The 24,349-nt window shown below is 57.5% G+C and carries 26 protein-coding genes and 1 pseudogene; 13 read left to right on the forward strand and 14 right to left on the reverse strand.

Annotated features, from left to right (window positions below; translation table 11 throughout):
• The first annotated feature begins 22 nt into the window (after positions 1-22).
• Positions 23-1,444, forward strand: coding sequence for an aminotransferase (locus tag J2X72_RS17340; RefSeq protein ID WP_310073877.1), 1,422 nt, complete (start codon positions 23-25; stop codon positions 1,442-1,444).
• Between the two features lie 53 nt (positions 1,445-1,497).
• Here J2X72_RS17340 and J2X72_RS17345 read toward each other — a convergent pair whose 3' ends face one another.
• Entirely contained in the window at positions 1,498-2,694 is a 1,197-nt protein-coding gene (locus J2X72_RS17345) for an aromatic ring-hydroxylating dioxygenase subunit alpha (protein ID WP_310073880.1), read from the reverse strand.
• A 303-nt stretch (positions 2,695-2,997) separates the two neighbouring features.
• On the opposite strand from J2X72_RS17345, the gene J2X72_RS17350 reads away from it, so the two are divergent.
• A complete protein-coding gene (locus J2X72_RS17350) occupies positions 2,998-3,531 on the forward strand; it encodes a hypothetical protein (protein ID WP_310073882.1) in 534 nt (177 codons plus the stop codon).
• Between the two features lie 114 nt (positions 3,532-3,645).
• On the opposite strand, the pseudogene J2X72_RS17355 reads toward J2X72_RS17350, so the two are convergent.
• Positions 3,646-3,753, reverse strand: a pseudogene (locus tag J2X72_RS17355) (SDR family NAD(P)-dependent oxidoreductase); the annotation flags it as partial.
• A 157-nt stretch (positions 3,754-3,910) separates the two neighbouring features.
• On the reverse strand, positions 3,911-4,732 hold the full coding sequence (locus J2X72_RS17360; RefSeq protein WP_310074225.1) for an alpha/beta hydrolase: 822 nt from the start codon (positions 4,730-4,732) through the stop codon (positions 3,911-3,913).
• A 663-nt stretch (positions 4,733-5,395) separates the two neighbouring features.
• Here J2X72_RS17360 and J2X72_RS17365 point away from each other — a divergent pair.
• Positions 5,396-6,670: a cytochrome b N-terminal domain-containing protein gene (locus J2X72_RS17365; protein ID WP_310073885.1), complete on the forward strand. Its 1,275-nt coding sequence runs from the start codon at positions 5,396-5,398 to the stop codon at positions 6,668-6,670.
• Positions 6,671-6,788: 118 nt separating this feature from the next.
• On the opposite strand, the gene J2X72_RS17370 is transcribed toward J2X72_RS17365, so the two are convergent.
• On the reverse strand, positions 6,789-7,037 hold the full coding sequence (locus J2X72_RS17370; RefSeq protein WP_310073888.1) for a hypothetical protein: 249 nt from the start codon (positions 7,035-7,037) through the stop codon (positions 6,789-6,791).
• A gap of 154 nt (positions 7,038-7,191) precedes the next feature.
• Here J2X72_RS17370 and J2X72_RS17375 point away from each other — a divergent pair, with 154 nt between their 5' ends.
• Entirely contained in the window at positions 7,192-7,809 is a 618-nt protein-coding gene (locus J2X72_RS17375) for a TetR/AcrR family transcriptional regulator (RefSeq protein WP_310073889.1), read from the forward strand.
• Positions 7,810-7,946: 137 nt separating this feature from the next.
• Entirely contained in the window at positions 7,947-8,705 is a 759-nt protein-coding gene (locus J2X72_RS17380) for a dienelactone hydrolase family protein (RefSeq protein ID WP_310073890.1), read from the forward strand.
• A 47-nt stretch (positions 8,706-8,752) separates the two neighbouring features.
• On the opposite strand, the gene J2X72_RS17385 is transcribed toward J2X72_RS17380, so the two are convergent.
• Positions 8,753-9,742, reverse strand: coding sequence for a substrate-binding domain-containing protein (locus tag J2X72_RS17385; RefSeq protein ID WP_210002830.1), 990 nt, complete (start codon positions 9,740-9,742; stop codon positions 8,753-8,755).
• Between the two features lie 384 nt (positions 9,743-10,126).
• Between J2X72_RS17385 and J2X72_RS17390 the strand changes: the two genes are divergently transcribed.
• The 3 genes from J2X72_RS17390 to J2X72_RS17400 are packed head-to-tail and all read left to right on the forward strand — an operon-like array spanning position 10,127 to position 12,829.
• Positions 10,127-10,870 (forward strand): ATP-binding cassette domain-containing protein, encoded by a 744-nt coding sequence (locus J2X72_RS17390; RefSeq protein WP_310074229.1) that lies wholly within the window; start codon positions 10,127-10,129, stop codon positions 10,868-10,870.
• Between the two features lie 42 nt (positions 10,871-10,912).
• Positions 10,913-11,911, forward strand: a complete 999-nt coding sequence (locus tag J2X72_RS17395) for an ABC transporter permease (RefSeq protein WP_310073894.1) — start codon at positions 10,913-10,915, stop codon at positions 11,909-11,911.
• 21 nt (positions 11,912-11,932) lie between these two features.
• Positions 11,933-12,829, forward strand: a complete 897-nt coding sequence (locus J2X72_RS17400; RefSeq protein WP_210002837.1) for an NAD(P)-dependent oxidoreductase — start codon at positions 11,933-11,935, stop codon at positions 12,827-12,829.
• A 1-nt stretch (position 12,830) separates the two neighbouring features.
• Here J2X72_RS17400 and J2X72_RS17405 read toward each other — a convergent pair whose 3' ends face one another.
• Together J2X72_RS17405 and J2X72_RS17410 are read right to left on the reverse strand one after the other, a co-directional pair.
• Positions 12,831-13,331, reverse strand: coding sequence for a DedA family protein (locus tag J2X72_RS17405; RefSeq protein ID WP_310074232.1), 501 nt, complete (start codon positions 13,329-13,331; stop codon positions 12,831-12,833).
• Between the two features lie 120 nt (positions 13,332-13,451).
• Positions 13,452-14,351, reverse strand: a complete 900-nt coding sequence (locus tag J2X72_RS17410) for a LysR family transcriptional regulator (RefSeq protein WP_210002839.1) — start codon at positions 14,349-14,351, stop codon at positions 13,452-13,454.
• Between the two features lie 174 nt (positions 14,352-14,525).
• Here J2X72_RS17410 and J2X72_RS17415 point away from each other — a divergent pair, with 174 nt between their 5' ends.
• Positions 14,526-15,266 (forward strand): SDR family oxidoreductase, encoded by a 741-nt coding sequence (locus J2X72_RS17415; RefSeq protein ID WP_310073897.1) that lies wholly within the window; start codon positions 14,526-14,528, stop codon positions 15,264-15,266.
• 53 nt (positions 15,267-15,319) lie between these two features.
• Here J2X72_RS17415 and J2X72_RS17420 read toward each other — a convergent pair whose 3' ends face one another.
• The 6 genes from J2X72_RS17420 to J2X72_RS17445 all read right to left on the reverse strand — a co-directional run bounded on the left by J2X72_RS17420 (position 15,320) and on the right by J2X72_RS17445 (position 20,129).
• Entirely contained in the window at positions 15,320-16,048 is a 729-nt protein-coding gene (locus J2X72_RS17420) for an amino acid ABC transporter ATP-binding protein (protein ID WP_310073901.1), read from the reverse strand.
• A gap of 28 nt (positions 16,049-16,076) precedes the next feature.
• Positions 16,077-16,751 carry an amino acid ABC transporter permease gene (locus tag J2X72_RS17425; RefSeq protein WP_310073903.1) on the reverse strand — a complete coding sequence of 225 codons (675 nt, stop codon included), beginning with the start codon at positions 16,749-16,751 and terminating at the stop codon, positions 16,077-16,079.
• On the reverse strand, positions 16,748-17,425 hold the full coding sequence (locus J2X72_RS17430; protein WP_310073904.1) for an amino acid ABC transporter permease: 678 nt from the start codon (positions 17,423-17,425) through the stop codon (positions 16,748-16,750). The genes J2X72_RS17425 and J2X72_RS17430 overlap by 4 nt, the downstream gene beginning before the upstream one ends.
• A 99-nt stretch (positions 17,426-17,524) precedes the next feature.
• Complete coding sequence (locus J2X72_RS17435) at positions 17,525-18,316, reverse strand: ABC transporter substrate-binding protein (RefSeq protein ID WP_310073906.1); 792 nt, start codon at positions 18,314-18,316, stop codon at positions 17,525-17,527.
• A 42-nt stretch (positions 18,317-18,358) separates the two neighbouring features.
• On the reverse strand, positions 18,359-18,865 hold the full coding sequence (locus J2X72_RS17440) for an Lrp/AsnC family transcriptional regulator (RefSeq protein WP_210002850.1): 507 nt from the start codon (positions 18,863-18,865) through the stop codon (positions 18,359-18,361).
• Between the two features lie 97 nt (positions 18,866-18,962).
• Positions 18,963-20,129: a diphosphate--fructose-6-phosphate 1-phosphotransferase gene (locus J2X72_RS17445; RefSeq protein WP_310073909.1), complete on the reverse strand. Its 1,167-nt coding sequence runs from the start codon at positions 20,127-20,129 to the stop codon at positions 18,963-18,965.
• Between the two features lie 278 nt (positions 20,130-20,407).
• Between J2X72_RS17445 and J2X72_RS17450 the strand changes: the two genes are divergently transcribed.
• The 3 genes from J2X72_RS17450 to J2X72_RS17460 all read left to right on the forward strand — a co-directional run bounded on the left by J2X72_RS17450 (position 20,408) and on the right by J2X72_RS17460 (position 23,133).
• A complete protein-coding gene (locus J2X72_RS17450; protein ID WP_112528883.1) occupies positions 20,408-20,617 on the forward strand; it encodes a cold-shock protein in 210 nt (69 codons plus the stop codon).
• A 149-nt stretch (positions 20,618-20,766) separates the two neighbouring features.
• The gene (locus J2X72_RS17455) at positions 20,767-21,129 is read left to right on the forward strand and encodes a DUF6481 family protein (protein ID WP_210002853.1); all 363 of its coding nucleotides are present in this window, start codon (positions 20,767-20,769) and stop codon (positions 21,127-21,129) included.
• 90 nt (positions 21,130-21,219) lie between these two features.
• Complete coding sequence (locus tag J2X72_RS17460; protein ID WP_310073916.1) at positions 21,220-23,133, forward strand: ABC transporter ATP-binding protein; 1,914 nt, start codon at positions 21,220-21,222, stop codon at positions 23,131-23,133.
• Between the two features lie 11 nt (positions 23,134-23,144).
• On the opposite strand, the gene J2X72_RS17465 is transcribed toward J2X72_RS17460, so the two are convergent.
• A complete protein-coding gene (locus tag J2X72_RS17465; RefSeq protein ID WP_210002858.1) occupies positions 23,145-23,585 on the reverse strand; it encodes a hypothetical protein in 441 nt (146 codons plus the stop codon).
• Between the two features lie 193 nt (positions 23,586-23,778).
• Here J2X72_RS17465 and J2X72_RS17470 point away from each other — a divergent pair, with 193 nt between their 5' ends.
• The gene (locus J2X72_RS17470; RefSeq protein WP_310073920.1) at positions 23,779-24,276 is read left to right on the forward strand and encodes an arsenate reductase ArsC; all 498 of its coding nucleotides are present in this window, start codon (positions 23,779-23,781) and stop codon (positions 24,274-24,276) included.
• Positions 24,277-24,349 lie beyond the last annotated feature (73 nt).

Raw genomic sequence — 24,349 nt, forward strand, 5'->3', positions numbered from 1 at the left:
TCCGGCAATTGGCGAGGGAACAATGGCGGCAGTAAAGCAGATACGGGAAGCCGGGACGGCAGCGGCGCTTGCAAATCACGAGACAATCGATTTGGCCAAGCGGCATCTTGTTCAGCCATGGCCCTATGCGGGAGAAATCGGCGCCGAGGCCAGATCGCTGATTAGCGGCGGCGAGGGAATTTACATCACCGACGGCGAGGGCAAGCGGCTTATCGACGGGCCTGCGGGCATGTGGTGTGTCAATGTGGGGCACCGCCGCGAGGAGCTTGCCCGCGTCATGTACGACCAGGCCATGCAGCTATCGTACAACACGCCCTGGTATACGATGAACGAGCCATCCGCAGTGCTTGCAGAACGCATCGCCGCTTATGCGCCCGGCGACCTCAATCACGTCTTCTTCACCACCGGCGGCTCAACCGCGGTCGAGAGCGCATTGCGTTTCATGCAGTTTTTCAACAATGCCCGCGGTCGGTCCGAGAAAAAACTGATCCTGTCACGCGGCGGCGCTTATCATGGTTCCACCTATCTTTCCGCGTCGTTGAACGGGCGTCCGCGCGATCGCGACTGGATGGATGGGGCAGACGAACTCGTGGTCAAGTTATCATCTCCAGATGCATTCCGCCGTCCCAAAGGCATGAGCGTAGCTGCATTCGCGGACATGCTGGTCGCCGAGTTCGAGGCGACGGTCCTGCGCGTCGGTGCCGACAAGATCGGCGCTTTCATTGGCGAGCCGGTCCAGGCCTCAGGTGGCGTCATTCTACCGCCCGAAAACTATCTACGCCGTATCCGCAAGATTTGCCGGGACAATGAAATATTGTTCATCGCCGACGAAGTGGTCACGGCTTTTGGCAGACTTGGGCACGTCTTCGCTTCGCAGGATGTATTCGATATCGATCCGGATATCATCACCTTTGCAAAGGGTGTCACCTCCGGCTATTTTCCGCTCGGCGGCATGGTCATTTCAGAGCGCCTTCTTGAAGAATTGCGCCGTTCGAACCACCCGACGGCGATGTACGCCCATGGGCTGACCTACACCAGCCATCCTGTGGGCTGTGCCGTGGCTCTCACCAATCTCGACCTGCTCGAGAACGGCATTCTCACCCATGCGCAGAATGTTGCACCGTATTTCCAGCAGCAACTGAAAACCCTGGAGGATCTGCCTCTGGTTGGAGAAGTGCGGGGGATCGGTCTAATGGCCTGCGTCGAGTGTGTTGCCGACCGCGAGAGTAAGAATCCGCTGCAGCTCGATACAAATGTAGGAATGCGCATCGATAGACATTGTCATGAGCTCGGCCTTCTGGTGCGGCCGCTGATCAATATGTGCGTCATGTCTCCGCCGCTGGTCATTACCCGCGACCAGATCGACGATATGGTGGGTATCTTACGGGAAGGGATCTCACGCACGATGGACGATCTGCGGCATGAGGGTGTCTGGCAAGGATAGTTTTTACGACACATAACCCGGCGATCCCGCCGGGTTATTCCATGTCGATACGATCAGATTTGCGCAGACAGTTGTGTGTTGAGCAACGGCACATCGGCTTCTGCCGGTGCCTTTTCGACGTTCAGGACAGGCAACACGTTGCGCAGGTGGTCGTGGTGCGAACGAACACCGTATTCGAGGTCCGAGAGATAGAACCCCGAGAACGATTTCGACAGCATCGATTCATTTGACCATTTCGTCAGCTGCACATCTTCCGAACTCGTCTCGCGATCGATGCGCGAGGCGAGATAACGGGCAGCCCGCTGTTGCCGCGTCTCATCCTTGCGGCGGAATACAGCGCCTCGCAACAGGGTCTCGCCCGTCGACAACGGAAACTCCTGATAATACTGCGCTCCCTCAGGCGTAACCGAGATTACGGAATTCGGGAAAATCCCGTAATAGATCCAGGCGTTACGAAGGTTTGCCGGCAGGTGCGTCGCTTCCGGTGCCAGATTGATATAATTGCGCACACTCCAGCGCCGTCCCGCATGGGGATTATAGCTCGCGAAAGATCGCGATACGCCATTGACGAATGGCTCGTCGTAATAGGTAGAGCCATAGAGGTCCTGGAGCGCCGGATGTGCCATGGCCACGTGATATCCCTCGTTGTCGACATCGCGCACCGACTTCCAGTTGACGGGCGATTTCTGCGTCCAGAACCCGGCAGGCACCATATCCGCGATCTTGTAGTTTGCAATTTCCGCTTCGAACGGCTTCATCAACGTCGCGACCGATGGCTGCGCGCTCTTGAGGAAACGGATGAAGATAAAACCCATCCAGATTTCGAGTTCGAGTGGCAACAGACCGAATTCGTTTTTGTCCATTGCCGGGAAAGAGCGCGGACGCGCCGCACCTCGCAGGGTGCCGTCGAGGTTATAAACCCAGCCGTGGAAGGGACAGACCAGCGCATTGTTGCATGTGCCCTTATTATCGGTGACGACGCGAGATCCACGGTGACGGCAGATATTGTGAAAGGCGCGGATTTCGCCGTCCTTGCCACGCACGATCAGCGCCCGCTCGCCCACAATATCAAGCGCGATATAATCACCCGCATTGGCCACATCGCAGATATGCCCGGCTATCTGCCAATGGCTTCGAAAGACGTATTCCTTCTCGAGCTCGAGCAAGGCCGGACTGCTGTAGCTCCAGGCCGGCAATCCCCGGCGGTCCCAATTGTTCGGAATCGTCAAATCGCGCTGATCAACCTGCATAAATTCGCTCTTACTTATTGAATGTTCATTCAATATAAGCACAAACATCGTTTGTTTGCAATCTGTTAGATTGGCAAATCGCAAATTGCGTTAGCGGATTGGGTCCGTCAAGACAATCATACTATGTAGCGGAGACTGGCGGACGTGGACTGCGCACTTCACGCCACTATCCGCAGGAACGTAGCCAAATGGCAGGATATCGGCCAACGCACCGAAACCCGGCCCCTAGTCAATGGAGTGGCCCGAATAGTATGCTCAGATGCCTGCCGCAAGGATCCTTGCGCATGTTCCAAGGAGGGTGCAATGACTGTATTCCGCTATTCGAACATCCGGTTCGCCTTGTCGGCAACGCTTCTCGGAATTATAGCGATCTTCCATATGACCGGCGTTGCTGTTGCTGCGGCGCCTGGCCCTGATCTTCACCAATTGTGCAGCGAGGAGCGCAACGACGACACGATACGCGCATATTCGCATGCTCTCTATGGTGGGACGGTGGAAGCCTTCAAGAAACTGTTCCCAGCGGCCACGGCCACCCCGGACGAGGCAGAGTTGAAAACGCAGGCACACTATCGCTGTATGAACGGCAAGATCATGGTCTGCTTCGTCGGTGCAAACTTGCCCTGCGTGAAAATGAACAATGCCCGCAATAACCCGGGATCAGTCGAGTTCTGCCGGCAGCATCGCAACGAGGACAATGTTCCGGCTTTTGCGATCGGCCATGACGCCGTCTTTTCGTACAGATGCCGTAACGGGCGGGCGGAGATCGTCAGCAGTGCGTGGAAACTCGACGAGCGCGGCTTCGCCAAGAAACTCTGGACAGTGCTTCCCGACGATTAGCGATAAGGAGCGGCCACGAACGATGGGCCCTTAAAGTCGGGAGGGAGCAGCAGTCGACAGATTCGGCATCTGTCGCTTGGCTGTAGCTGTGAGAGACCATCCTCGCGGCTAGGCTGTGACAAGCACCTTCGCACCCCGTGATGCAAATTGCTGGGCTGCAGCCAATCCTATACCGCTGCTGCCACCTGTAACGATGACAACTTTTTCCTGGAAGTTCTGCATAGCAGTTCGCCTCATCTTACTTTCTTGACGCCGCATTGTCGTGCTCGTCAGAGCCGTCCCGGAGTTAACGACAAGGAAGAGTGCCGGTAGTCGCCGCTCCGGTTCGATAGAATTCGGTCTTGCCGATGCCTTGATGGTCACCAGCCGCAGACATCTCTCAACTTCTTATGAACGCAAGAAGATCGGCGTTGATGACGTCGGCATGGGTCGTGCACATGCCATGCGGATATGTCTCATAGACCTTCAACGTTCCATGCTTCAGGAGTTTCACCGACAGAAGCGCGGAGTCCGCAATGGGAACGATTTGATCGTCGTCGCCGTGCATCACAAGCGTTGGAACGTCGATGATTTTCAGGTCTTCCGTAAAATCCGTTTCCGAGAAGGCTTTGATACAGTCGTAATGGGCCTTCGCGCCGCCCATCATGCCCTGCCGCCACCAGTTGGTGCGGATTGGATCGGATATGGTCGCGCCCTCGCGGTTGAAACCGTAGAACGGGATGGGGAAATCCCAATAGAATGCCGACCGGTTTGCAGCGAGCTGAGCACGCAAGCCGTCCAAGACTTCGATCGGCAAGCCACCGGGGTTTGCGGCGGTTTTCACCATGATCGGTGGAACGGCGCTTATCAGGACCAGTTTGGCGACGCGGTCCTTGCCATGACGGGCGACATAGTGGGCAGCTTCGCCGCCGCCGGTCGAATGTCCCACATGTATGGCGTCCCGCAGGTCGAGCGCCGCCGCCAGTTCGGCAAAGTCGGCCGCATAGGTGTCCATGTCGTTGCCAGTCGCGGTTTGGGTCGAGCGCCCGTGGCCACGACGGTCGTGAGCGATGACGCGGTAGCCCTTATCCAGGAAGAAGAGCATTTGCGTATCCCAATCATCGCTGGAGAGGGGCCAGCCGTGATGGAAGACGATCGGCTGCCCCGTTCCCCAATCCTTGTAAAAGATCTCCGTACCGTCCTTGGTTTTAAGTATGCCCATGTCATCAGGCCTTTCGCTTCGATTGTTGGAATTGGTTGGTGAAAGAGGTGGGGCGCTGAATGCCAGTGAAGGCATTGCGGCGAAAACCGTCGCGCTGGCGCCAAGCAGAAGAAGATCGCGGCGAGACGCGTTGATCGTTTCAAACGGTGTATGTCCGTTCATGCAGATATCTCCTTGAGTTGGAGCCGGACAGGTAGGATGCTCGTCTGCCAATTCGTTGGCTGCAGGAAGAAACCGGAAAAACGCCTGCATTCACCATCTCTGTCGCGTCCGGTTAACACGGCTCGCACATTAGAATTAACGCCGATGTCGAACTCGGACATCCCATCCATTGGTTGGGGGACCACATACCGAATGTCACAACACGCAATTGAAATGGATCCGAGAGGAACTGGCGACCTTCAAGGGTGCTTTGATAATTCCCGGAGTGATCCAGCGGGACCGATCGATGGTTTTTTTCGGCGGGCAATGACGGTCCGCCACAGTGCCTTATCCGGGAAACCACATACTATGGTATTAAATACACCCGTCCTCAGCACGATGGCCCGCACCTCTGAAGTTTGGCAAATTGGTTTTGCGTAACCTGGTACGAGGACAATCGGAAATGACGCTGCCTATCGCACTTTCAAAGCTGCTGCCGATCGGGCGGCAAGGAGAAATTCGATGATCGGCGGACGTTCAACCTATACGCCCAGGACCGGGTTCGAACGCTGGCTCGACGCCCGTTTGCCGCTGCCGCGGCTCGTGTACGATTCCTTTATCGTCTACCCCGTCCCGCGCAACCTGAACTACGCCTATACGTTTGGCGGCATTCTCACCGTCATGCTGGTCTCGCAGATACTCACTGGGGTGGTGCTGGCGATGCATTATGCTCCCGATACGACGCTGGCCTTCAATTCAGTCGAGAAGATCGTGCGCGACGTGAACTCTGGCTGGCTGTTGCGTTATCTGCATTCGAACGGTGCCTCATTCTTTTTCATTGCGGTCTACGTCCACATTTCCCGTGGCCTCTATTACGGCTCGTACAAGGCACCCCGCGAGCTTCTTTGGGTGCTTGGTTGTACCAACTTGTTGTTGATGATGGCGACGGCCTTTATGGGCTACGTGCTCCCTTGGGGACAGATGTCCTTCTGGGGTGCAACCGTCATCACCAACTTTTTCACCGCCATCCCACTGGTCGGCGATTGGATACAACAATTGCTGCTGGGCGGCTTCGCAGTTGACAATCCGACCCTCAACCGTTTCTTTGCGTTGCACTACCTATTGCCATTCATGCTTGCCGGCGTGGTGACCTTGCACATCTGGGCTCTTCACGTTGTCGGCCAGAACAATCCGACCGGTGTCGCGGTCAAATCGCCAACGGATGTTGTGGACTTTACGCCTCACGCGACCGTCAAAGACGCTTTTGGCATTGTGATCTTCCTGCTCGTTCTGGCCTATTTCGTCTTCTACATACCCAACTATCTCGGTCATCCGGACAACTACACGAACGCTGATTCGCTGAAGACGCCAGCCCATATCGTGCCCGAATGGTACTTCCTGCCGTTCTACGCGATCTTGCGCGCGGTTACGTTCAACATCGGCCCGATCAATTCCAAGCTAGGCGGGGTGCTGGCCATGTTCGGCTCCATCGCCGTGTTATACCTGGTCCCGTGGCTCGACACCGCAAAGGTGCGTTCGGCGGTTTACCGACCTTGGTACCGACTGTTCTTCTGGCTCTTCGTCGCCAATGCGCTTTTCCTCGGCTGGCTGGGATCGCGGCCGGCGGAGGGCGCTTACGTCATCTTGTCCCAGCTCGCGACGCTTTATTATTTTGCGTTCTTTATCATCGTCATGCCAATGCTTGGCCTGATCGAGACACCGCGACGGTTGCCGAACTCGATAACCGAAGCGGTCCTGGAGAAGAGAGTGTCGGGCAGCAGTCGCGGACCAGATTAGTGGATCGTGAACCCTAGAGCAAATCGTTCTGAATGGACAAATTTGCTCTGGAGTTTAAACGAAAACTGCGGCCCTTCCGTAGAAGAGCCGCAGTTTTTGATCGAGTCTCAATCAGTCGTTAGCAAGCCGCCCCTTGGCATACCTTGCTCAAAAGGTCCGTGCTGCCCTTCGGCGGCTGCACCGAGACGAAAACCGGTAACGGACGGCGCCATTCGCTGACTTTTTCATCACTGAAATTTTTGGTCGCCACGGTCGTCATAAGGAGCTCGAGCTCTTTTCGGCTGACGCGATCAGCACGCATGACAGCGTTGATCAGCGGGTCCGAAAGGACTTGTGACTGTGTGAGGTCGGAATAAAACTGGGACATATTGGTCTCCTTTTCGATGACCAGTAAAACTGTATTGGATCAAAATTACGGCGTTGGAGGTTACGGGCAGGGTGGCGAATGAGTGAATTGACTTCGGCATTCAATGTGTGTTACCGGTCAGTAACGTCCCAATAGTTACTAAGCGGTAACATCAATGTCAAGTACCCCTTCCAAAACATTAGCAGATAATTCTGACAAGCTCGTGACCACACTGGAACGTCCTCGTGAGCGGATCGTGAAGAGCGCCATAGAGCTTTTCCGCCAACATGGAATCAAGGGTATCGGTGTCGATGCCATTGCCGAGGCTGCCGGCTCCAACAAGATGACGCTCTATCGCCACTTTGGCTGCAAGGACGACCTGGTTTGCGAGTGCCTGAAGCAGGTCTCGAGCGAAAAAGAACGTATCTGGGTCGATCTGGAGAACGCCTATCCCGGCGATCCGGCCCGGCAGTTGCGGGGTTGGGTCGATGAAGCTGCCCAACGCATCTTCAATGATTTGCGCGGCTGCGATCTCGTCAATGCGGCGGTTGAAATAAAAGAAGCCGGCCATCCGGCCCAAAAAGTCATCATGGACGCTAAAAAAGCGCATATGCAGCATTTGATCGAGCTATGCCGCCAGGCGGGCGTTCAGCAGTACGAACAGCTCGCTCAGGCGCTCGTACTCCTCGTCGAAGGCGCGCGTGTCTGTGGCCAGAGCATCGGTACGGAAGGCCCGCAACAGCGGCTGAAGCAGACGTGCGACGCCTTGATCGATGCATTTTCCAAACATTGATTCATTTTTCTGAAAACAGTTCCTGAATGCGAACCCTTCAAGCGATTGTGTTTGTGCGTGGCTGTCGCTGACCGATATTGAGGAGCCGGCGCTTTGCACGGTTGGAGGCGTCTGAACCGAAACGACAGGAAAGATCCATGAAACAGAACATTGATATCAAGACCGCCGACGGCACGGCCAAAGCCGCCATCTTTCGCGCCGATTCGGCGCCATCAAACGGCGGTGGCGCCGAGCGCGGTGTGGTGTTCTACATGGATGCGATGGGTCCGAGGCCTGCTCTGGATGGCATGGCGCAACGCCTGGCAGATGTCGGCTATGTGGTTCTTTTGCCGGATCTGTTCTATCGGTTCGGAGCCTACGGCCCCTTTACCGGAACGGCTTTTTCCGACGAAACAGCCAAGGCGCAGATCATGGCTATGGTGCGCGGCACGAGCCAGGAAATGACCAAACGCGATACGGCGTCGTTTCTCGATACGCTGGCGGCAGCTGGCGCAACCGGTCCCGTCGGGGCAGTCGGTTATTGCATGGGCGGCGGACGAGCCATTACCGCTGCAGGCGCCTTTCCGGACAGGGTCGGGGCAGCGGCGAGCTTTCACGGCGGCAATCTTGCCAGTGACGCTGAAGACAGCCCGCATCGGTTGGCAGGCGGTATCAAAGGCCGCGTCTACGTGGGCGTTGCAGGGGTTGATGGCAGCTTTCCACCAGAGCAATCGGCGCGCCTCGCCGAAGCGTTAAGGACCGCCGAAGTCGACCACATCATCGAGAATTATGCAGGTATGGCCCACGGCTGGGCGGTGCCGGATCACGGCGTTTACAACGCTGTCGGGGGTGAGAGGCACTGGAAGCGGCTGGAAACCTTCTTCAATGAGACCTTGAGCCAGGGCAATTTGCGATAGTTCAGTGTTTGGAAGCGCCCTATGTCGGGCGCTCCCAATTTTTAAGCTTACTTCTGAATGCAGGTCGCAACCGTATCCTTGGTGCATTCGTCGAGACCAGTGAAGACCGGATCTTCAACGGGCTTGCCTTCGATCAGATTGATCATGACGGAGGGCGCCTTGTAGCCCATCTCGAAAGGCCGCTGACCAACGAGTGCGGTAACCAGGCCTTCGCCGGCAATCGCTACTTCATCGCCGATCGTATCGGCGGCGCCGATGACGAACTCATTGCTGGCGATCTTTTCCTTGTAGGGACCAAACAGGTCGCGGTAAGGCTGCGGGGCGCCGAACAACGGCCAGCCGCCCATGATGCCGAAGGCGTCGAGCTTCGGATTCGCGGCGAGGATGTCGGTCATTGCCTGAACGCCCTTGGCGCCATCGTCATTGGTGAACACGGGGCAGCCCGCAACTTCCGTCCAGCCACCTTCGCCCTTGAGTGCGGCAAGGCCCTTTTGACCAGTCAGCGCATCGCGCATGCCTTGCGCCCGGCGAAGGATATTATCTGCGCCCGTATTGCCTTCGATCGTGCAGATCGTACCGCCCTTCGGCTTGCCCTTCTTGATGTATTCGCCGATTTTGAAACCCATCAGATAGTTGTCGGTGCCGAGATAGGTCTTGCGCAGGGCAGCGTCTTCGGCGGCGAGATCAGCGTCGAGCGTCATCACCGGAACCGATGGATTGGCCGTCTTGATCGTCTGAGCAATCAGCTTGGCGTTCGATGGCGAGATGGCGATCGCAGCCGTATCGGCCTTGCCGAGTACGTCCTGGACGATCTGTGCTTCGCCCGCTTCATCCGACGTCGATGCGGGGCCGGTGTAGAAGCATTCATACTCCGAGCTGGCGTTCTCGCTGTTCCACTTCTCGCAACCTTGATGGATTGCCTCGAAAAATGGATTGTCGAGACCTTTCACGACGATGACGAGCTGTTTTTTTGCCAGGGCAGGTCCCGCACCAAGTGCAAGAGCGGCCGCGGCGACTAACAATAGTGACTTTCTCATTTAATCCTCCCTTGGAAACAAACGGACATGAAATGCCCGCCATTCAGTCTTCTACCGTCGATAGGTGCGCAATGGCCGGTGTTGAAACCTGCAGATTTTGGGTCCCCTCCGAACTTTATCCGCTGCGCTACGGACAAATACATTCCTCCGATCGCCAGCTAATATTGGCAAAGTTCACCCGTCAATGGGTATTTGTCATATAAAACGACTTTTCATCACTATGGTGACCGGATTCGGCGGAAAGCCGATTGACGCCCCGGGCGGCGTTTGCGTAAATGCCCGTCACGGCTCTTCCTGGGAGGGGAGGGCGGGATCGCAAAAAGCTTCGTGTTTCAATGAGAATACGGGGTGCGCGAGCAAACATGCACGGGAGGCATACAGCTGGTGGCAGTTCTGGAACTCACCAACATTTCAAAACATTTCGGCGCCATCCAGGCTGTCAATGATGTTTCATTTTCCATCGGGGCGGGCGAAGTCGTTGGCCTCATGGGCGATAATGGCGCGGGTAAATCGACGCTCGTCAAAATGATCGCAGGCAATTTCAGTCCCAGCCATGGCACCATGCGGATGGATGGGGCCGAGCTTGTCCTCAACAAGCCGGTTGAGGCGCGCCGTCACGGCATCGAGATCGTTCATCAGGATCTGGCCCTCTGCGACAACCTCACCGCAGCGGCAAATGTGTTCCTCGGTCGCGAGATTCGCCGCGGCATCGGGCCGTTCCGCATTCTCGACTATGCGTCGATGTATAAGCGTGCCGGCCAGATTTTCGCCGAGCTGAAATCCGAAACCCGTCCTCGTGACCTCGTCAAGCAGATGTCCGGCGGGCAGCGGCAGGCTGTGGCGATTGCGAGGACCAGGCTCTCCGAGGCCAAGATCGTGCTCATGGACGAACCGACGGCGGCGATTTCCGTGCGTCAGGTTGCCGAGGTACTGAATCTGATTCGCCACCTGCGCGATCAGGGGATTGCCGTCGTGCTCATCAGCCACCGCATGCCGGATGTTTTCGATGTTGCCGACCGGGTCATCGTGATGCGCCGGGGGCGCAAGGTTGCAGACAAGCGGATTGCGGCAAGTTCCCCCGAAGAAGTCACCGGCCTCATCACCGGTGCCATCGAACAGGTTGCGTAGCCGGCATGTCGGCAAAGCTAAGAGATAGGTAGAAGGTCGACTATGGCAATTACACTTGACCAGACCATTGCGCACAAGCAGCAGAGCTGGCTTGCCGAAAAACTGAGCAGCCAGACTTTCTGGGTTTTGGTGGCCGTCATCGTTGCGTGCATCTTTTTGTCGTTCGCAACGGATTCGTTCGCGACCTCCAAAAACCTCTACAACATCACCCGCAACGTCACCTTCGTCGCGATCATCGCGCTTGGCATGACACTCGTTATCATCACAGGCGGCATTGATCTGTCCGTTGGCTCGGTGCTTTGCCTTTGCAGCATGATTCTCGGTGTCGTCATGCATGCCGGTTACAGTATCGAAGCCGGTATAACAGCGGCCATCGCCACGGCCCTCGTCATCGGCGCATGCCATGGTCTGCTTATTGCCTACATAGGCATGCCGCCATTCGTTGTGACGCTCGCGACGCTGTCCATCGCACGCAGTCTGGCCATGGTGGCCTCCGGCAATACGGTGGTTTTCCAGTTCGGGCCGGACCACGACAGACTTTTGGCGCTTGGCGGCGGTGCATGGTTTTTCGGTATCGCCAACCCCGTGGTCTACATGGTCGTGCTGGCCTTGCTGACTGGCTTTATCTTGCGTTGGACGCGATTCGGACGGTATATCTATGCCATTGGCGGCAACGAGCAAGCGGCGATCCTCACCGGCGTGCCGGTTCGCCAGATCAAGGTGGCGGTCTACATGATCTCGTCGCTTTCGGCAGGTATTGCCGGTATCATCCAGACCGGCTGGCTCGGTGCGATCACTACCAATATCGGTACCGGCCTCGAGCTGCAGGTCATTGCCGCAGCCGTCATCGGCGGCGCGGCCCTCGCGGGCGGCGTCGGCACGGCCCTCGGCGCAATCGTTGGGGCGGCGTTGATCGAAGTGATCCGTAACAGTCTTGGTTTGCTTGGCATCAATGCCTTCTGGCAAGGCTGTTTCATCGGCGGCGCTATCCTGTTCGCGGTGCTGTTCGACCGGATGCGCAAATTCCGCCAGAGTGAATGAGTTGCCAAGGAGAATGCAAAAATGAAGAAGCGGATCGTATTCACAGGCGGTACCGGTAAAGCCGGCCGTCACGTGGTTCCCTATCTCGTCGACAAGGGCTACGAGGTCCTGAACGTCGATCTCGCCCCGCTCGACTATCCCGGCGTCAACACCATCAATGCGGATATTGCCGACAGCGGCCAGATGTTCGACGTGCTCTCCAGCCACTTTGGTTTCGAGGGCTACGAGACCGGCAAAGGACCCGCTCCGATTGATGCAGTCGTGCATTTCGCAGCGGTACCGCGCGTGTTGATCAAGCCGGACAACGAGACATTCCGCATCAATACGATCGGGACCTATAATGTCATCGAGGCCGCGGTGAAGCTCGGGATCAAAAAGGTCATCGTCGCGTCGAGCGAGACCACCTATGGCGTCTGCTTCGCCGAAGGCGACAAGGATTTCCATCATTTCCCGCTTGAGGAAGACTACGATACCGACCCGATGGACAGTTACGGCTTGTCCAAGGTGCTGAACGAGAAAACCGCCCGCGCCTTTGCCATGCGCTATGGCGCCGATATCTACGCGCTGCGCATCGGCAATGTCATCGAACCGCATGAGTACGACCGCTTTCCCGCATTCCTCGCCGACCCGATGTCGCGCAAGCGCAACGCGTGGAGCTACATCGATGCGCGTGACCTCGGACAGATCGTCGATCTTGCGATCCGCAAGGACGGCCTTGGCTTCCAGGTATTCAATGCCGTCAACGACACGATCACCGCGAAGCTACCGACGCGGGAATTCCTCGAGAAATATTGTCCCGGCGTACCGATTCGGCGCGAGCTCGGTGAATTCGAAGCGCCGCTTTCCAATCGCAAGACGCGCGAGGTGCTTGGTTTCCGCGAGGAGCACGACTGGCGCAAATATGTTCCGCAGAAGTGATTTAGCGCCAGTACTCGTGGAATAATCCGCCGAAATAGTAGGGACCAAAGCTCCAGACGGCCGCCCATAGAGCGGCCCCAAGGATGTTGGCGAGGAAGAAACTGTGCCACGGCATCCCGACCGAGCCGGCAACCAATCCATTCAGTTGCCGCAGCACAACGACAAAGCGTGCGCCGACAACGATGATTGGTCCGCGGTGCCGGAAAAGCTCTTCCAGTTTTTCCAGACGTTCGGAGGTGAGTTTGACGAGCCAGCCATAGCGCTTCAGCAGGGGCCGTCCGCCAAAGTGCCCGATAGCATAGCCGGTACCGTCGCCGAGCACGGCAGCAATCCAGACGGTGAGAAACAGGTCGGTTACGGAGAGATCACCACGCACAGCGAGAAGCGACGACGCGATAAGCGCACTTTCGCCAGGAAGCGGAGCGCCGAAGGATTCCAGGTATATGATGACAAAAATCGCATAAAGCCCATATTGCTGGATGTACGGTTCCAGAAATGTAATGCCGGTGTGCAGGAATTCCACGGCTCTGCTTTCTGCTGACGCGTTGCTGGACGCCATACCTATTGGCACGAAATTATTACGATTCTCAACATATGCAGGATATGTGGTCGTGCTGAACGTTCAAGTCATGGCATTTTTCGATGCGACCTCCTTGGCCACCCAATCGAGAAACACCCGCACCCGTGGGGAGAGTTGCCGATTGCGGGGGTAGAGCAAGGAGACCGGCATCGGGCGTGGCGGACAATCGGGCAGAAGCTGGATGAGCGTGCCCCGCGCAAGATCGTCAGCGGCGTGGAAGCGCGGCACCTGAACGAGACCGAGCCCCAATCGCGCAGTGGCAAGATAGCTCTCTGTGCCAGTCACGGAAATCGCCGTCGGTAACGTCACGTTTTCCAGTTGCTCGCCGATCATGAAATCCAGTGGCCGCACTGCACCCGTCGTCAGCGACCGGAGCCCGATCATGCGATGACCGTCCAGCGCATCCCAACTTGCCGGCGTGCCGAAACGCTCGAGATACAGGGGCGCCGCACATGTCAATCGTTCCAGCGTCGCGACGCGCCGGGCAATCATGTCGCTGTCCGGAAGGATACCGAACCGCAACACGCAGTCTACGCCCTCGCGGATGAGGTCGATCCACCGCTCGCCTTCGCTCATGCTGATTTCAATATCGGGATATTTCTCGAAAAAGGCCGGCAAACCCGGCAACAGAAAGTATCGCGCCAGTGTCCCCTGAACCTCGACGCGCAGCAAACCCTTGGGCCTGGCCGCGCCGAATGCCCCTTCCGCATCCTCGAGATCGGCGATGATCGAGACGCATCGCCGGTGGTGTGCCTCGCCGTCAAGGGTCGGACTGACCTGCCGTGTGGTCCGTTCCAGGAGCCGGACACCGAGCCGCGCTTCCAGCTGTTTCACCGCATCGGTCACCGTCGAGCGCGGCAGGCCAAGATCGTTGGCGGCGAGCGTGAAACTGCGCCGTTCGACGACCCGCACGAAGACGCGCATCGCTTCAAATCTGTCCATTTGGCACGTTCCGGTTATAGACTGGTTGGATCGCATCATGAAACGGCCAACGCGCCAGACGCAAGACCTTTGTTCGTATTATTCGGATAGTGATGCCAAGAAATGGGTGATTATCCGCGCTTTGCCATGATGCATTGTTTCGTCATTGAACAGTCCAGGAAGAGGAATAGGACCATGACACAACAGACAGGCAAGGTCGCAATCGTAACCGGCGCATCACGCGGTATCGGTGCAGCAATAGCAGAACGGCTTGCCAGTGATGGCTTCACCGTCGTCGTCAACTACGCCGGTAGCGCAAAGGAAGCCCAGGATCTGGTGGACAAGATCGAGGCCGGCGGTGGCAAGGCGGTGACCGCACAGGCGAATGTCGCTGATGCGGCAGCAGTGCGGCGCATGTTCGATTCCGCTGAAGCAGCGTTCGGGGGCGTAGACGTTTTGATCAATAATGCCGGCGTCCTGAAGATGATGTCGCTGGCTGATACGAGCGACGAAGAATTCGATCGCCACTTCGCCATCAACACCAAGGGTACTTTCAACACGCTACGTGAAGCAGCCAAGCGTTTGAGGGACGGTGGACGGATCGTCAACTTTTCGTCGACGAGCCTCCGTCTCAAGATGCCAGGCTATTCTTTGTACAATGCCACCAAAGCAGCGGTCGAAGCCTTCACGCATGTGTTTTCAAAAGAGCTGCGCGGCAGGAACATTACGGTTAACGCCGTGGCTCCCGGGCCGATCGCCACCGACCTCTACCTCAAGGGTAAAAGCGAGGAAGTAATTGCAATGGCTGCCAAGGCGCCGCCGCTCGAACGCCTTGGTCAGCCCAGTGATATTGTCGGTGTCGTCTCGTTCCTCGTTGGCCCTGACGGCGGCTGGGTCAATGGCCAGATCCTGCGGGCCAATGGCGGCGTCGCCTGATTTCGGCGATCAGGCCGGGGGATTGAGCCCTCGGCTCTTGTCGCGCATCGGCTCTAATGCCGCAGGATCTTGCTCAGAAAGGCACGGCTTCGATCGGTCTTCGGATCGGAGAAAAACTCTTCTGGCGTGCCGGTTTCGACGACGGCTCCGGCGTCCATGAACACGACCCGCTGTGCGACTTTGCGGGCAAAACCCATCTCATGCGTCACTACCATCATGGTCATGCCCTCCTCGGCGACGCCAACCATCACGTCCAGTACCTCACTGATCATCTCGGGATCGAGGGCTGAAGTGGGCTCGTCGAAAAGCATGATTTTCGGGCGCATGCACAGGCAACGCGCGATAGCGACGCGTTGCTGCTGGCCACCGGAAAGCTCGGACGGATAAGCATTGAACTTGTCGGCTAGCCCGACCTTCGCCAGCATCTCGCGGCCCGACGCCTCGGCCTCGGCGCGCGCGATTTTCCGCACGTGGATCGGTGCAAGCGTGACGTTTTCCAGCGCGGTCTTGTGCGGATAGAGATTGAAGGCCTGAAAGACGAAGCCGATCTCGGTACGCAATTCGGTCATGTTGGTGGCACGATCACCGAGACGCTGCCCATCGACGACGAGATCGCCGTTCTGGATCGTTTCAAGGCCATTGATACAGCGGATCAGGGTGCTCTTGCCCGAGCCGCTTGGGCCGCACACAACCACGACCTCGCGCGGCTCGACACTGAGCGTGATGTCTTTGAGAACATGGAGCGCGCCGAACCATTTATTGACACCACGAAACTCGATCATATCTTGCGGCCTTTGTTGATAGAGCGCGTCACAATTGTACCTCGCCATGGGCGGCGCTCATCCGTCTCTCCAGCCGGCGGGCGAGCAGGATGAGCGGATAGCACACGACGAAATAACCGATGCCGACAATGGCGAACACGAGCAACCCATTGGGTACCCGCTGAACCACCAGCCAGCCGACCCGGGTTAAATCTGTCAGACCGATAGCGGAGACGACCGACGAATCCTTGATGAGAAGCACATATTGGCCAACGAGGGGTGGCAGGGAGACACGCATCGCTTGCGGCAGCACCACTTGACGCATCCGCTGCCATTGCGACAAGCCTGACGCGAGCGCCGCCTCGACCTGCCCGGTGGGTACCGAGCGGATGCCGGCTGCGACGATTTCGCAAATGAAGCAGGCTGCGAGGTTGGTCAGCGCAATGATGCCTGCGGTGAAGGCACCGAGCTCGACGCCGAGTTCAGGCAAGATAAAGAAGATCAGGAATATCTGAACGAGGAAGGGCGTCCCGCGAATGAGGTCGACCCACAACCCGATTATAGAATCCAGCATGCGACTGCCACTCGTGCGCAAGACGCCGAGCGCAAAGCCAAGGATGGTACCGAGCACCAGGCTTATTCCAGAAAGGGCAATGGTCATGCCAAGCCCACGCAACGCCAGTGGATAGCTTCCGATCAGGCTTTGGAGCTGAAACCAGATCATGTTCTGCTCCCGATCGGGCGCACGCCGAGCCAGCGCGCCGAGAATGCTGCCAGTGACTTCAATCCGTAATAGAGCACGAGATAGCACGCGGCAGTCGTCAGGAAGCCTTCAGCGGGCATGAACCTGTCGGACGCCAGCAACTGGCCGGCACGTGTCAGTTCGGCGACGGAAATCAACGACAGCAACGCCGAGTCTTTGACTAAAACAATGGCTTGGCCGAGCAGTGGCGGGATAGTTACCCGGATGGCCTGCGGCAGGATTACAAGCCGCATGCGCTGGGCATAGGTCATCCCGGACGCGATGCCGGCCTCCACCTGCCCGCGTGAGATGGACAGGATGCCGGCGCGGATGATCTCGGCGATATAGGCGCCACTGTTCAGGGCCAAAGCGAGAATGCCGACGAAAAGCTCCGGCAAAACGACCCCCAGCCGTGGCAGGCCAAAATAGAGAAAGTAAAGCTGTGCCAGCAGAGGTGTGGCGCGGATCGCGTCGATATAGATTTTTGCCGGAAGCTGCAGGAGCCGCGAGCGCTGCAGGTTCATCGCACACAGGATGATACCGACAGCGAGGGCGCCGGCGAACGAAACGATCGACAGCCACAACGTCGCAGCAAATCCCTGCCCGAACAGGGGCAGATATTCGACGATGGTGCGAAAGCTGAAGTTTTCAAGCATGCCGGGAAGATCCCTCAGGGGGCAGAACAGGCGCGATCAAAAGCGGACAGACGGCATGCGTGAAGCGCGTTGGCTCCACGCAAGACCGTCCGAGATCTGCTATTGATGATCTTTCTTCCAGTCTTCTGAATTAACCCAGTAATCCAGGTTCTTCTGCAGTCGGCCATCGAGAGCGACTTGATCGAGGAACAGATTCATCCAGACGAGAAGATCCGGCTCGTCATAGCGTGTGGCGAAAGCCAGCGGCTCTTTCGACAGGACTTCCGGCATGATGGTGAAACTTCCGGCCGGATAAGCCGCCTGCTGGCCCTTGACCGCCGAGACATCGTTTACGCCGCAATCGGCCTGGCCGTTATTGACAGCGTCGAGCAGGAGCGGACCGCCGCCCTTGTAGCTCTTGATCTCGGCATCGGGGAATGTCTCCTTTGCCACTTTTTCGCCCGTTGCTCCGAGAAGCACGGCGATCTTCGTGCCCTTGGCCTTGCAAGCATCCATGGTTCCGAATTTGCTGTCGGTCTTGGCAAAAACGGCGCTTCCCGTGTACATGAAAGGCTTGGTAAAGGCGACTTTCATCGCTCGGGCCAGTGTGGGAGTCATATCCGCAACCAGCAGATCGGCCTTGCCGGAAAGCAGTGCCGGGATCAAACCATCCCAGTCATAGTCCTGGAACGTGATTTTGACGCCCATTTCCTTGGCCATCAGTTCGGCAAGCTCGACTGAACTGCCCGTGCGCTTGCCAGCTGAATCGACCATGGAAAAGGGTGGGCCCTGCGTCTGAACAGCGACGCGCAGTTCGCCGCGCTTGGTGATGTCGTCGAGTGTGCCGGCATTTGCCGCTACGGTCATGCCGAGCAGTGCAATCCCTGCGACGAATAGTCGAGTCATTTTCATTCTTGCGTCCTCCTTTGTTATTCCCCGCCCTTGTCGGGCTCTTTAATTTATTTTTGGCGCCATTGCCGGATCGGTCCAGCATCCCTCCGGTAAACTCACCCATTTGTTGCACGATGCCATAACCACAAAGGTCTCGCTTCGTACGATCTCTCCGAGCTCGCCCACCCCGGGTATCAATTCGCTGGTCACCCGGTAAAGATCGGCGATGTCGCCTGCGATGACCACATCGACGATGATGTCGAACCGTCCGGTTACGACACATGCCGATGTGACGAAGGGGAGCGCTGCGATCCGTTGCGCGATCTCGCGTACGCGGCCGCGCCCCTGCGTATTGACACCGACGATGGCCGAGATCAGCTCGGGGCGTTCCGTCAGGTTGAGCAATCCGACGATCTTCAGGAGGTTTCGGTCCAGCAAGTTGCGAAGGCGTGTGCGTACCGTCGGTACGGACATCGCCATCGTTTCAGCAAGACGCGTCAACCCCGGCTGCGCGTCCTGCGAAAGCTGTTTGACAAGCCGCCTGTCCGTCTGATCAAGGTGTTCCCGCAAGCGGCCAGACTTTCACAAAAGAGAAAATACAGCGATAATTTTTACCGATACGCAATATCCTACGCGGCGCTTTTGCAGAACACAAGGGTTTTGAAACTCAAACAAAAGGCTTTGCCGGGTCGAACTTGCGCGGAAGCAGTCTTTCCAGATAGGCGCGGCCCTGCGCTGAAATCTGGTTTGTATCGGGCAGCATGAAATCATCCGGCAGATGCTTCGTCTTTCCGGCGACATTGGCGAGCGGTATCAGTTGCGGGCTGGTTTTTCCATTTTCATACTGCAAGGCTACGGATCCGCCACCGCGGGCCGCAGCTTCCACCGCAAAAACACCGGCTTCAAATGCTTCGCGTGCGTCCGTGTCGTTGATGGTTGCGATGTTGCCGCGTGGCAGATAGCCGAATGTATCGACGCGTGCGCGTGCACCGGGTAGCCCGTTGCGGATCAACTCTTCGATGGTCATGCCGAGATCTCCGCCCGAGAGGCGCACGTTCCCGTGTGCATCACGCTCGAGCCGGTCGGCTGGAACCAGGGTTTCGACGACGGATCGTCCGTCTTCCGCCGTGACGCCCTCCGACATCGCCACGATGCAGCGCCCATGGCGGTCGGTGGCTTCGCGCACGTCGTCGATGAACCGTTCCGGCGAAAACGCCCGTTCCGGGACATAGAGCAGGTGGGGACCACTCTCTTCGTCCAGCTGCCATGCGGCTGCCGCCGTCGTGAGAAAGCCGGCATGTCTGCCCATGACGATGCCAACATAAATTCCCGGCAAGGCGCGAAAATCGAGGTCGACGCTCAGGAAAGCACCGGCAACGAGATCAGCTGCGGAGATGAATCCGGGCGTATGATCGTTTTCGACTAGGTCATTGTCTATCGTCTTCGGAGCGTGGACAAAAGCGATATCCTTGCCGGCGGCGTCGGCGAGAATTTGCTGCGTCCCGGCCGTATCGTTGCCGCCGATATAAATGAACGCGGTGGCGCCGGCCTTGTTAAGCCCTTTCAGGATGATTTCGCAGTAGGCTGCGTCAGGTTTGTCGCGCGTACTTCCAAGAGCGGCGCTCGGCGTTGCCGCGATACGGCGGAGCTCCTGTTCGCTCAACGCGGAAAGATCGACGAAATTCCCGTCGCGTATACCGCGTACACCATGTATGGCGCCAAGAATGCGCGCACCCTTGTGACGCTTGCGGATCTCGATCGCGGCGCCCGCCAGGGTCTGGTTTATAACTGCAGTCGGCCCGCCGCCCTGCGCGATTACGAACGTCTCGGTCATATCAATTCTTTCGGTTTGCGTGTTTCCGGAAGCCAGATGGCCGGGTTGGACCAGATGATACCAATATTTGGCCGCATGCGTAAATTTTCTCACCCAAATTGTTTTGTGCGAAGCGAGTTGAAACAATTCCAATTCAATTCTATAAAAGATGCGTTGAATTTTGGATTGTCGAAGTTTTTCGCGTGCAAGCGCCTCTACCTTCTCCTTCAAAACTCGATAGAAACGGTTATCGTGCATGTGTACGATAACCAGGTTGATGTTGGCAGGGAGGGCTTAAAATGGCCACAGGCACAGTTAAATGGTTCAATTCCACAAAAGGTTTTGGTTTTATTCAACCTGAGGACGGCGGCGCAGATGTGTTCGTGCATATCTCCGCTGTTGAGCGCGCTGGATTGCGCAGCCTCAATGATGGCCAAAAGATCAATTATGAGCTGGTGCGCGACAAGAAGTCGGGCAAGATGTCAGCCGATCAATTGAGCGCTGCCTGATCAGCGTTCAGTTTGTGGTCGCCAAGAGCGTGACCATGGCTTAAACTGAAATATATGACGGAGGCCAGGCCGATGCCTGGCCTTTTCAATGAAGTTGACCTCGGGAGCTCAAGCCGCTCCCACACCATACGAACAAGGATGACCACCGGTTGAAAAATCTCAAGGAATTGGCTGAGCGCCGCACTGCTGCAGCCGAGGCGAAGAAACTGCTTCTGAAGAAGTTCGATAGTGCGCCCAAGCCGACTGATCCCGAGATGCAGGCAAAACGTGCCGAGCGGGAAGCAATCGCAGCGGCGCGTGAAGTGCGTCGTGCGGAAAAAGAGCGGTTGGCACAAGAAGAACTGGCCCGCAAACAGGCAGAAGCCGAGGCGCTGGCCGCGGCCGCACTGGCCGAAGCGGAAGCCGCCAAGATCGAAGCAAACAGACATGTCGCGCGTGTCCTCGCCGATGAAGCGGCACGCAAGGCGGAGCGCGACCGGCGTTATGCTGCCCGCAAGGCGAAGCAACGCTGAGACGCGACTGCTTTTCATCAAGTTCCCTGGCCGTTTGCTCCCCAGTTTCGCGCGATTGACAACAGCCGCCGGAAAACAGGATTATCTTGTATGCCGAGGACTTACAGCAGTGGCGGACGGGTTCCGCGAGGGGCACCCGGGCGAGCCCTGGGAGGGCCGCCCTTGCCAGAGGTCCATACTCTCCGGGAACGTTTCGGGGCTCTGAAGAACCTTTGGCCATTCCTGTTGATGGTATGGCGTACAAGTCCGCATCTGACTGCGGCATCGCTCGTCCTGCGTCTGGGCCGGGCACTCCTGCCTGTGATAACGCTTTTCGTTGGCAAGCTGATCATCGACGATGTGGTCTTGCTGGTGCAAACGCCGAACAAGCCGGAAACCGTGTCGCAGTGGCTGAACAGCGGCCTCCTGAACTGGCTGGGTCTGCTTCTCCTTGCCGAATTCGCGCTGGCGGTTCTGTCGGATATTCTTGGGCGCGTCGTATCCCTGATCGACAGCCTGCTGTCGGAGCGTGTGTCCAATAGCTCAAGCGTTCGCCTGATGCAGCATGCGGCAACGCTTGATCTGGAGGATTTCGAAGACGCCGAGTTTCAGGATCAGCTCGAGCGGGCCCGTCGTCAGTCGAGCGGGCGGATGACGCTGATGGGCCAGTTGCTCAGCCAGGCACAGGACATGGTGACGGTTGCAAGCTTTGCCGCCGGCCTGATCGTCTATGCGCCCTGGCTCATCGTCCTGTTGTTTCTGGCCCTGGTCCCGGCCTTCCTGGGCGAGGCGCATTTCAATGCCCAAAGCTATTCGCTCGATTTTGTCCGCACGCCGGAGCGGCGCGAACTCGATTATGTGCGTCAGACCGCGGCCAGCGTCGAGACCGCCAAGGAAGTCAAGATTTTCGGGCTGCACAGTTTCCTGATAGACCGCTACATCCGTCTCGCCACCGATTTCTATGCGGCCAATCGCATGCTCGCGCTGCGCCGTGCCAGCTGGGGCGGCCTCTTCACGGCGATGGGTACCGTCGGCTATTATCTTGCCTACGCCTATATTGTTCTGCGCACCCTGGGCGGCGAGTTTTCCATTGGCGATCTGACCTTCCTCGCCGGTTCGTTCCGGCGCCTGCGCACCCTGCTCGAAGGGCTACTGGCAAGCTTTTCAAGTACGGCGGGACAGGCGCTTTACCTCGATGATCTGTTCGGCTTCTTCGAGGTCAAGCCCGAGATCCTTTCGCCGGAAAATCCACGGCCTTTCCCGCATCCGATCCGTCAGGGCTTCGTGTTCGACGATGTCGGGTTCATCTATCCCGGTGCCGAGCGCTGGGCCGTCCGCCATCTCAGCTTCACCCTGCATGCGGGTGAAGTGGTGGCGCTTGTCGGTGAAAACGGCGCTGGCAAGACGACCCTGGTGAAGCTTCTGACCCGGCTTTACGATCCGGATGAAGGCCGTATCCTGCTCGATGGCCATGATCTGCGCGAATATGATCTGGAGGCGCTGCGGGGCAATATGGGCGTGATCTTTCAGGATTTCGTGCGCTACAATCTCAGTGCTTCCGATAATATTGCGGTTGGCAGGATCGCCTATCGGGACGACCATTCCCGCATCGCGCAAGCGGCGTCGCGAAGCCAGGCAGATGGTGTCATCGCCAAGCTTCCCGGCAAGTACGAGCAGATGATCGGTAAGCGTTTCAAGAACGGCGTTGAGCTCTCGGGCGGCGAATGGCAGAAAATTGCCATCGCCAGAGCTTATATGCGCGAGGCCGAAGTCCTGATCCTCGACGAGCCGACAGCGGCGCTCGATGCCCGCTCCGAGTTCGAGGTGTTCCGTCGTTTCAAGGAACTCAGCGAAGGCAAGACGGCGATCCTCATTTCCCATCGCTTTTCCAGCGTGCGCATGGCCGACCGTATTCTCGTTCTCGCTGATGGCAAGGTCGAAGCTGCCGGTACGCATGAGGAACTTGTCGCCCAGGCCGGGCGCTATGCCGAGCTTTTCGAGTTGCAGGCCGCAGGATACCGTTAGCCCCTAGAGCCCTAAACGCGCTGCAGCAAGCCTGCGCTGTTTTCCCTGGAGACCATGCTGTACCACCCCGGAATGTAGCTGTCCGTATGGGAGCACGCCCGGGCAATCCCTGGATGTTCTTTCGCCCATTTTCTCAAGGCGATCCAGGCGGGACTTTCCGTGAATGACAGCGGACGTATCCGTCCCGAAATCGGGATGCCGAATTCCCGCGCGACAATTTCGACGTCTTCATCGGAAAAGCGCGGCAGGAGGATATGCGGTTCGTTGTATTTGCAGATCGCATAATAGGTTCTGCCGGCACCCTTGGAGATCGAGAGTGCCACGCCCAAGGGTACACCGCGACCATAGGTGCGGTTCTCGAGCATTTTCAAACACGGACCCTCGGCAGAAATTGATCCTGTGAAGATACGGCCGCAAATTTCCACTCTATGAAATTCATGTCTGTCGGGCATGCTGTTCCCCCATGATTGACCATGACGCAGGCACGCTTGACAACTTGGCGAATCATACACGAATCCGGGAATTTAACCAGCCTGGGGCGGCCCTTCGCGCGGCGTTGGACAGCTTTCGTCGAGGTGGTGTCACATTTTTGAATCATACTGTGTTGAAATATCTTGGCTTCGATCAGTGTAAGGAGATACCGCCGTGAACGATAAAGTCTTCCACGTCCTGTTTCTCTCGCATCGCAATTCTGCAAGAAGCATGATGGCCGAGGCAATTCTCAATCGCATCGGAAAGCCCCACTTCGCCGCCTATAGCGCCGGCACGGAGCCCGCGGACGCGATCGATCCTGAAACGAAAGAATTGCTCGAGCAGACCGGTTTCCCTGTGGATGGCCTGCACCCCAAGCATTATCGCGAGTTCGGCCTTGAAGGCGCGCGTGACCTCGATTTCGTCTTCACGTTGAATGATGAGGCCGCGGGGGAGCCCATGCCCGAATGGCCGGGGGTCCCGGTCACGGCCCATTGGGAATCGTCCGATCCTGTCCTGGCAACCGGTGAACCATGGGAGCGCAAGCAGGCATTTTCCCGTACGATGATGGAACTTGATCGCCGGTTGAAGATTTTCATCAACCTCCCGCTAAAATCGCTCGATCGGATGAGCATCCAGCATCACGTCGACGAAATCGGCAAGTCGACCTAACCACATTGTGACTTGAGGAACGCTGCCGCCGCTTTTGCGCCATGAATTTTTCATCCGCCTGACATGGCCGCCG

The sequence above is a fragment of the Phyllobacterium sp. 1468 genome (assembly GCF_031455525.1).
In the GTDB taxonomy this organism is placed as follows: domain Bacteria; phylum Pseudomonadota; class Alphaproteobacteria; order Rhizobiales; family Rhizobiaceae; genus Phyllobacterium.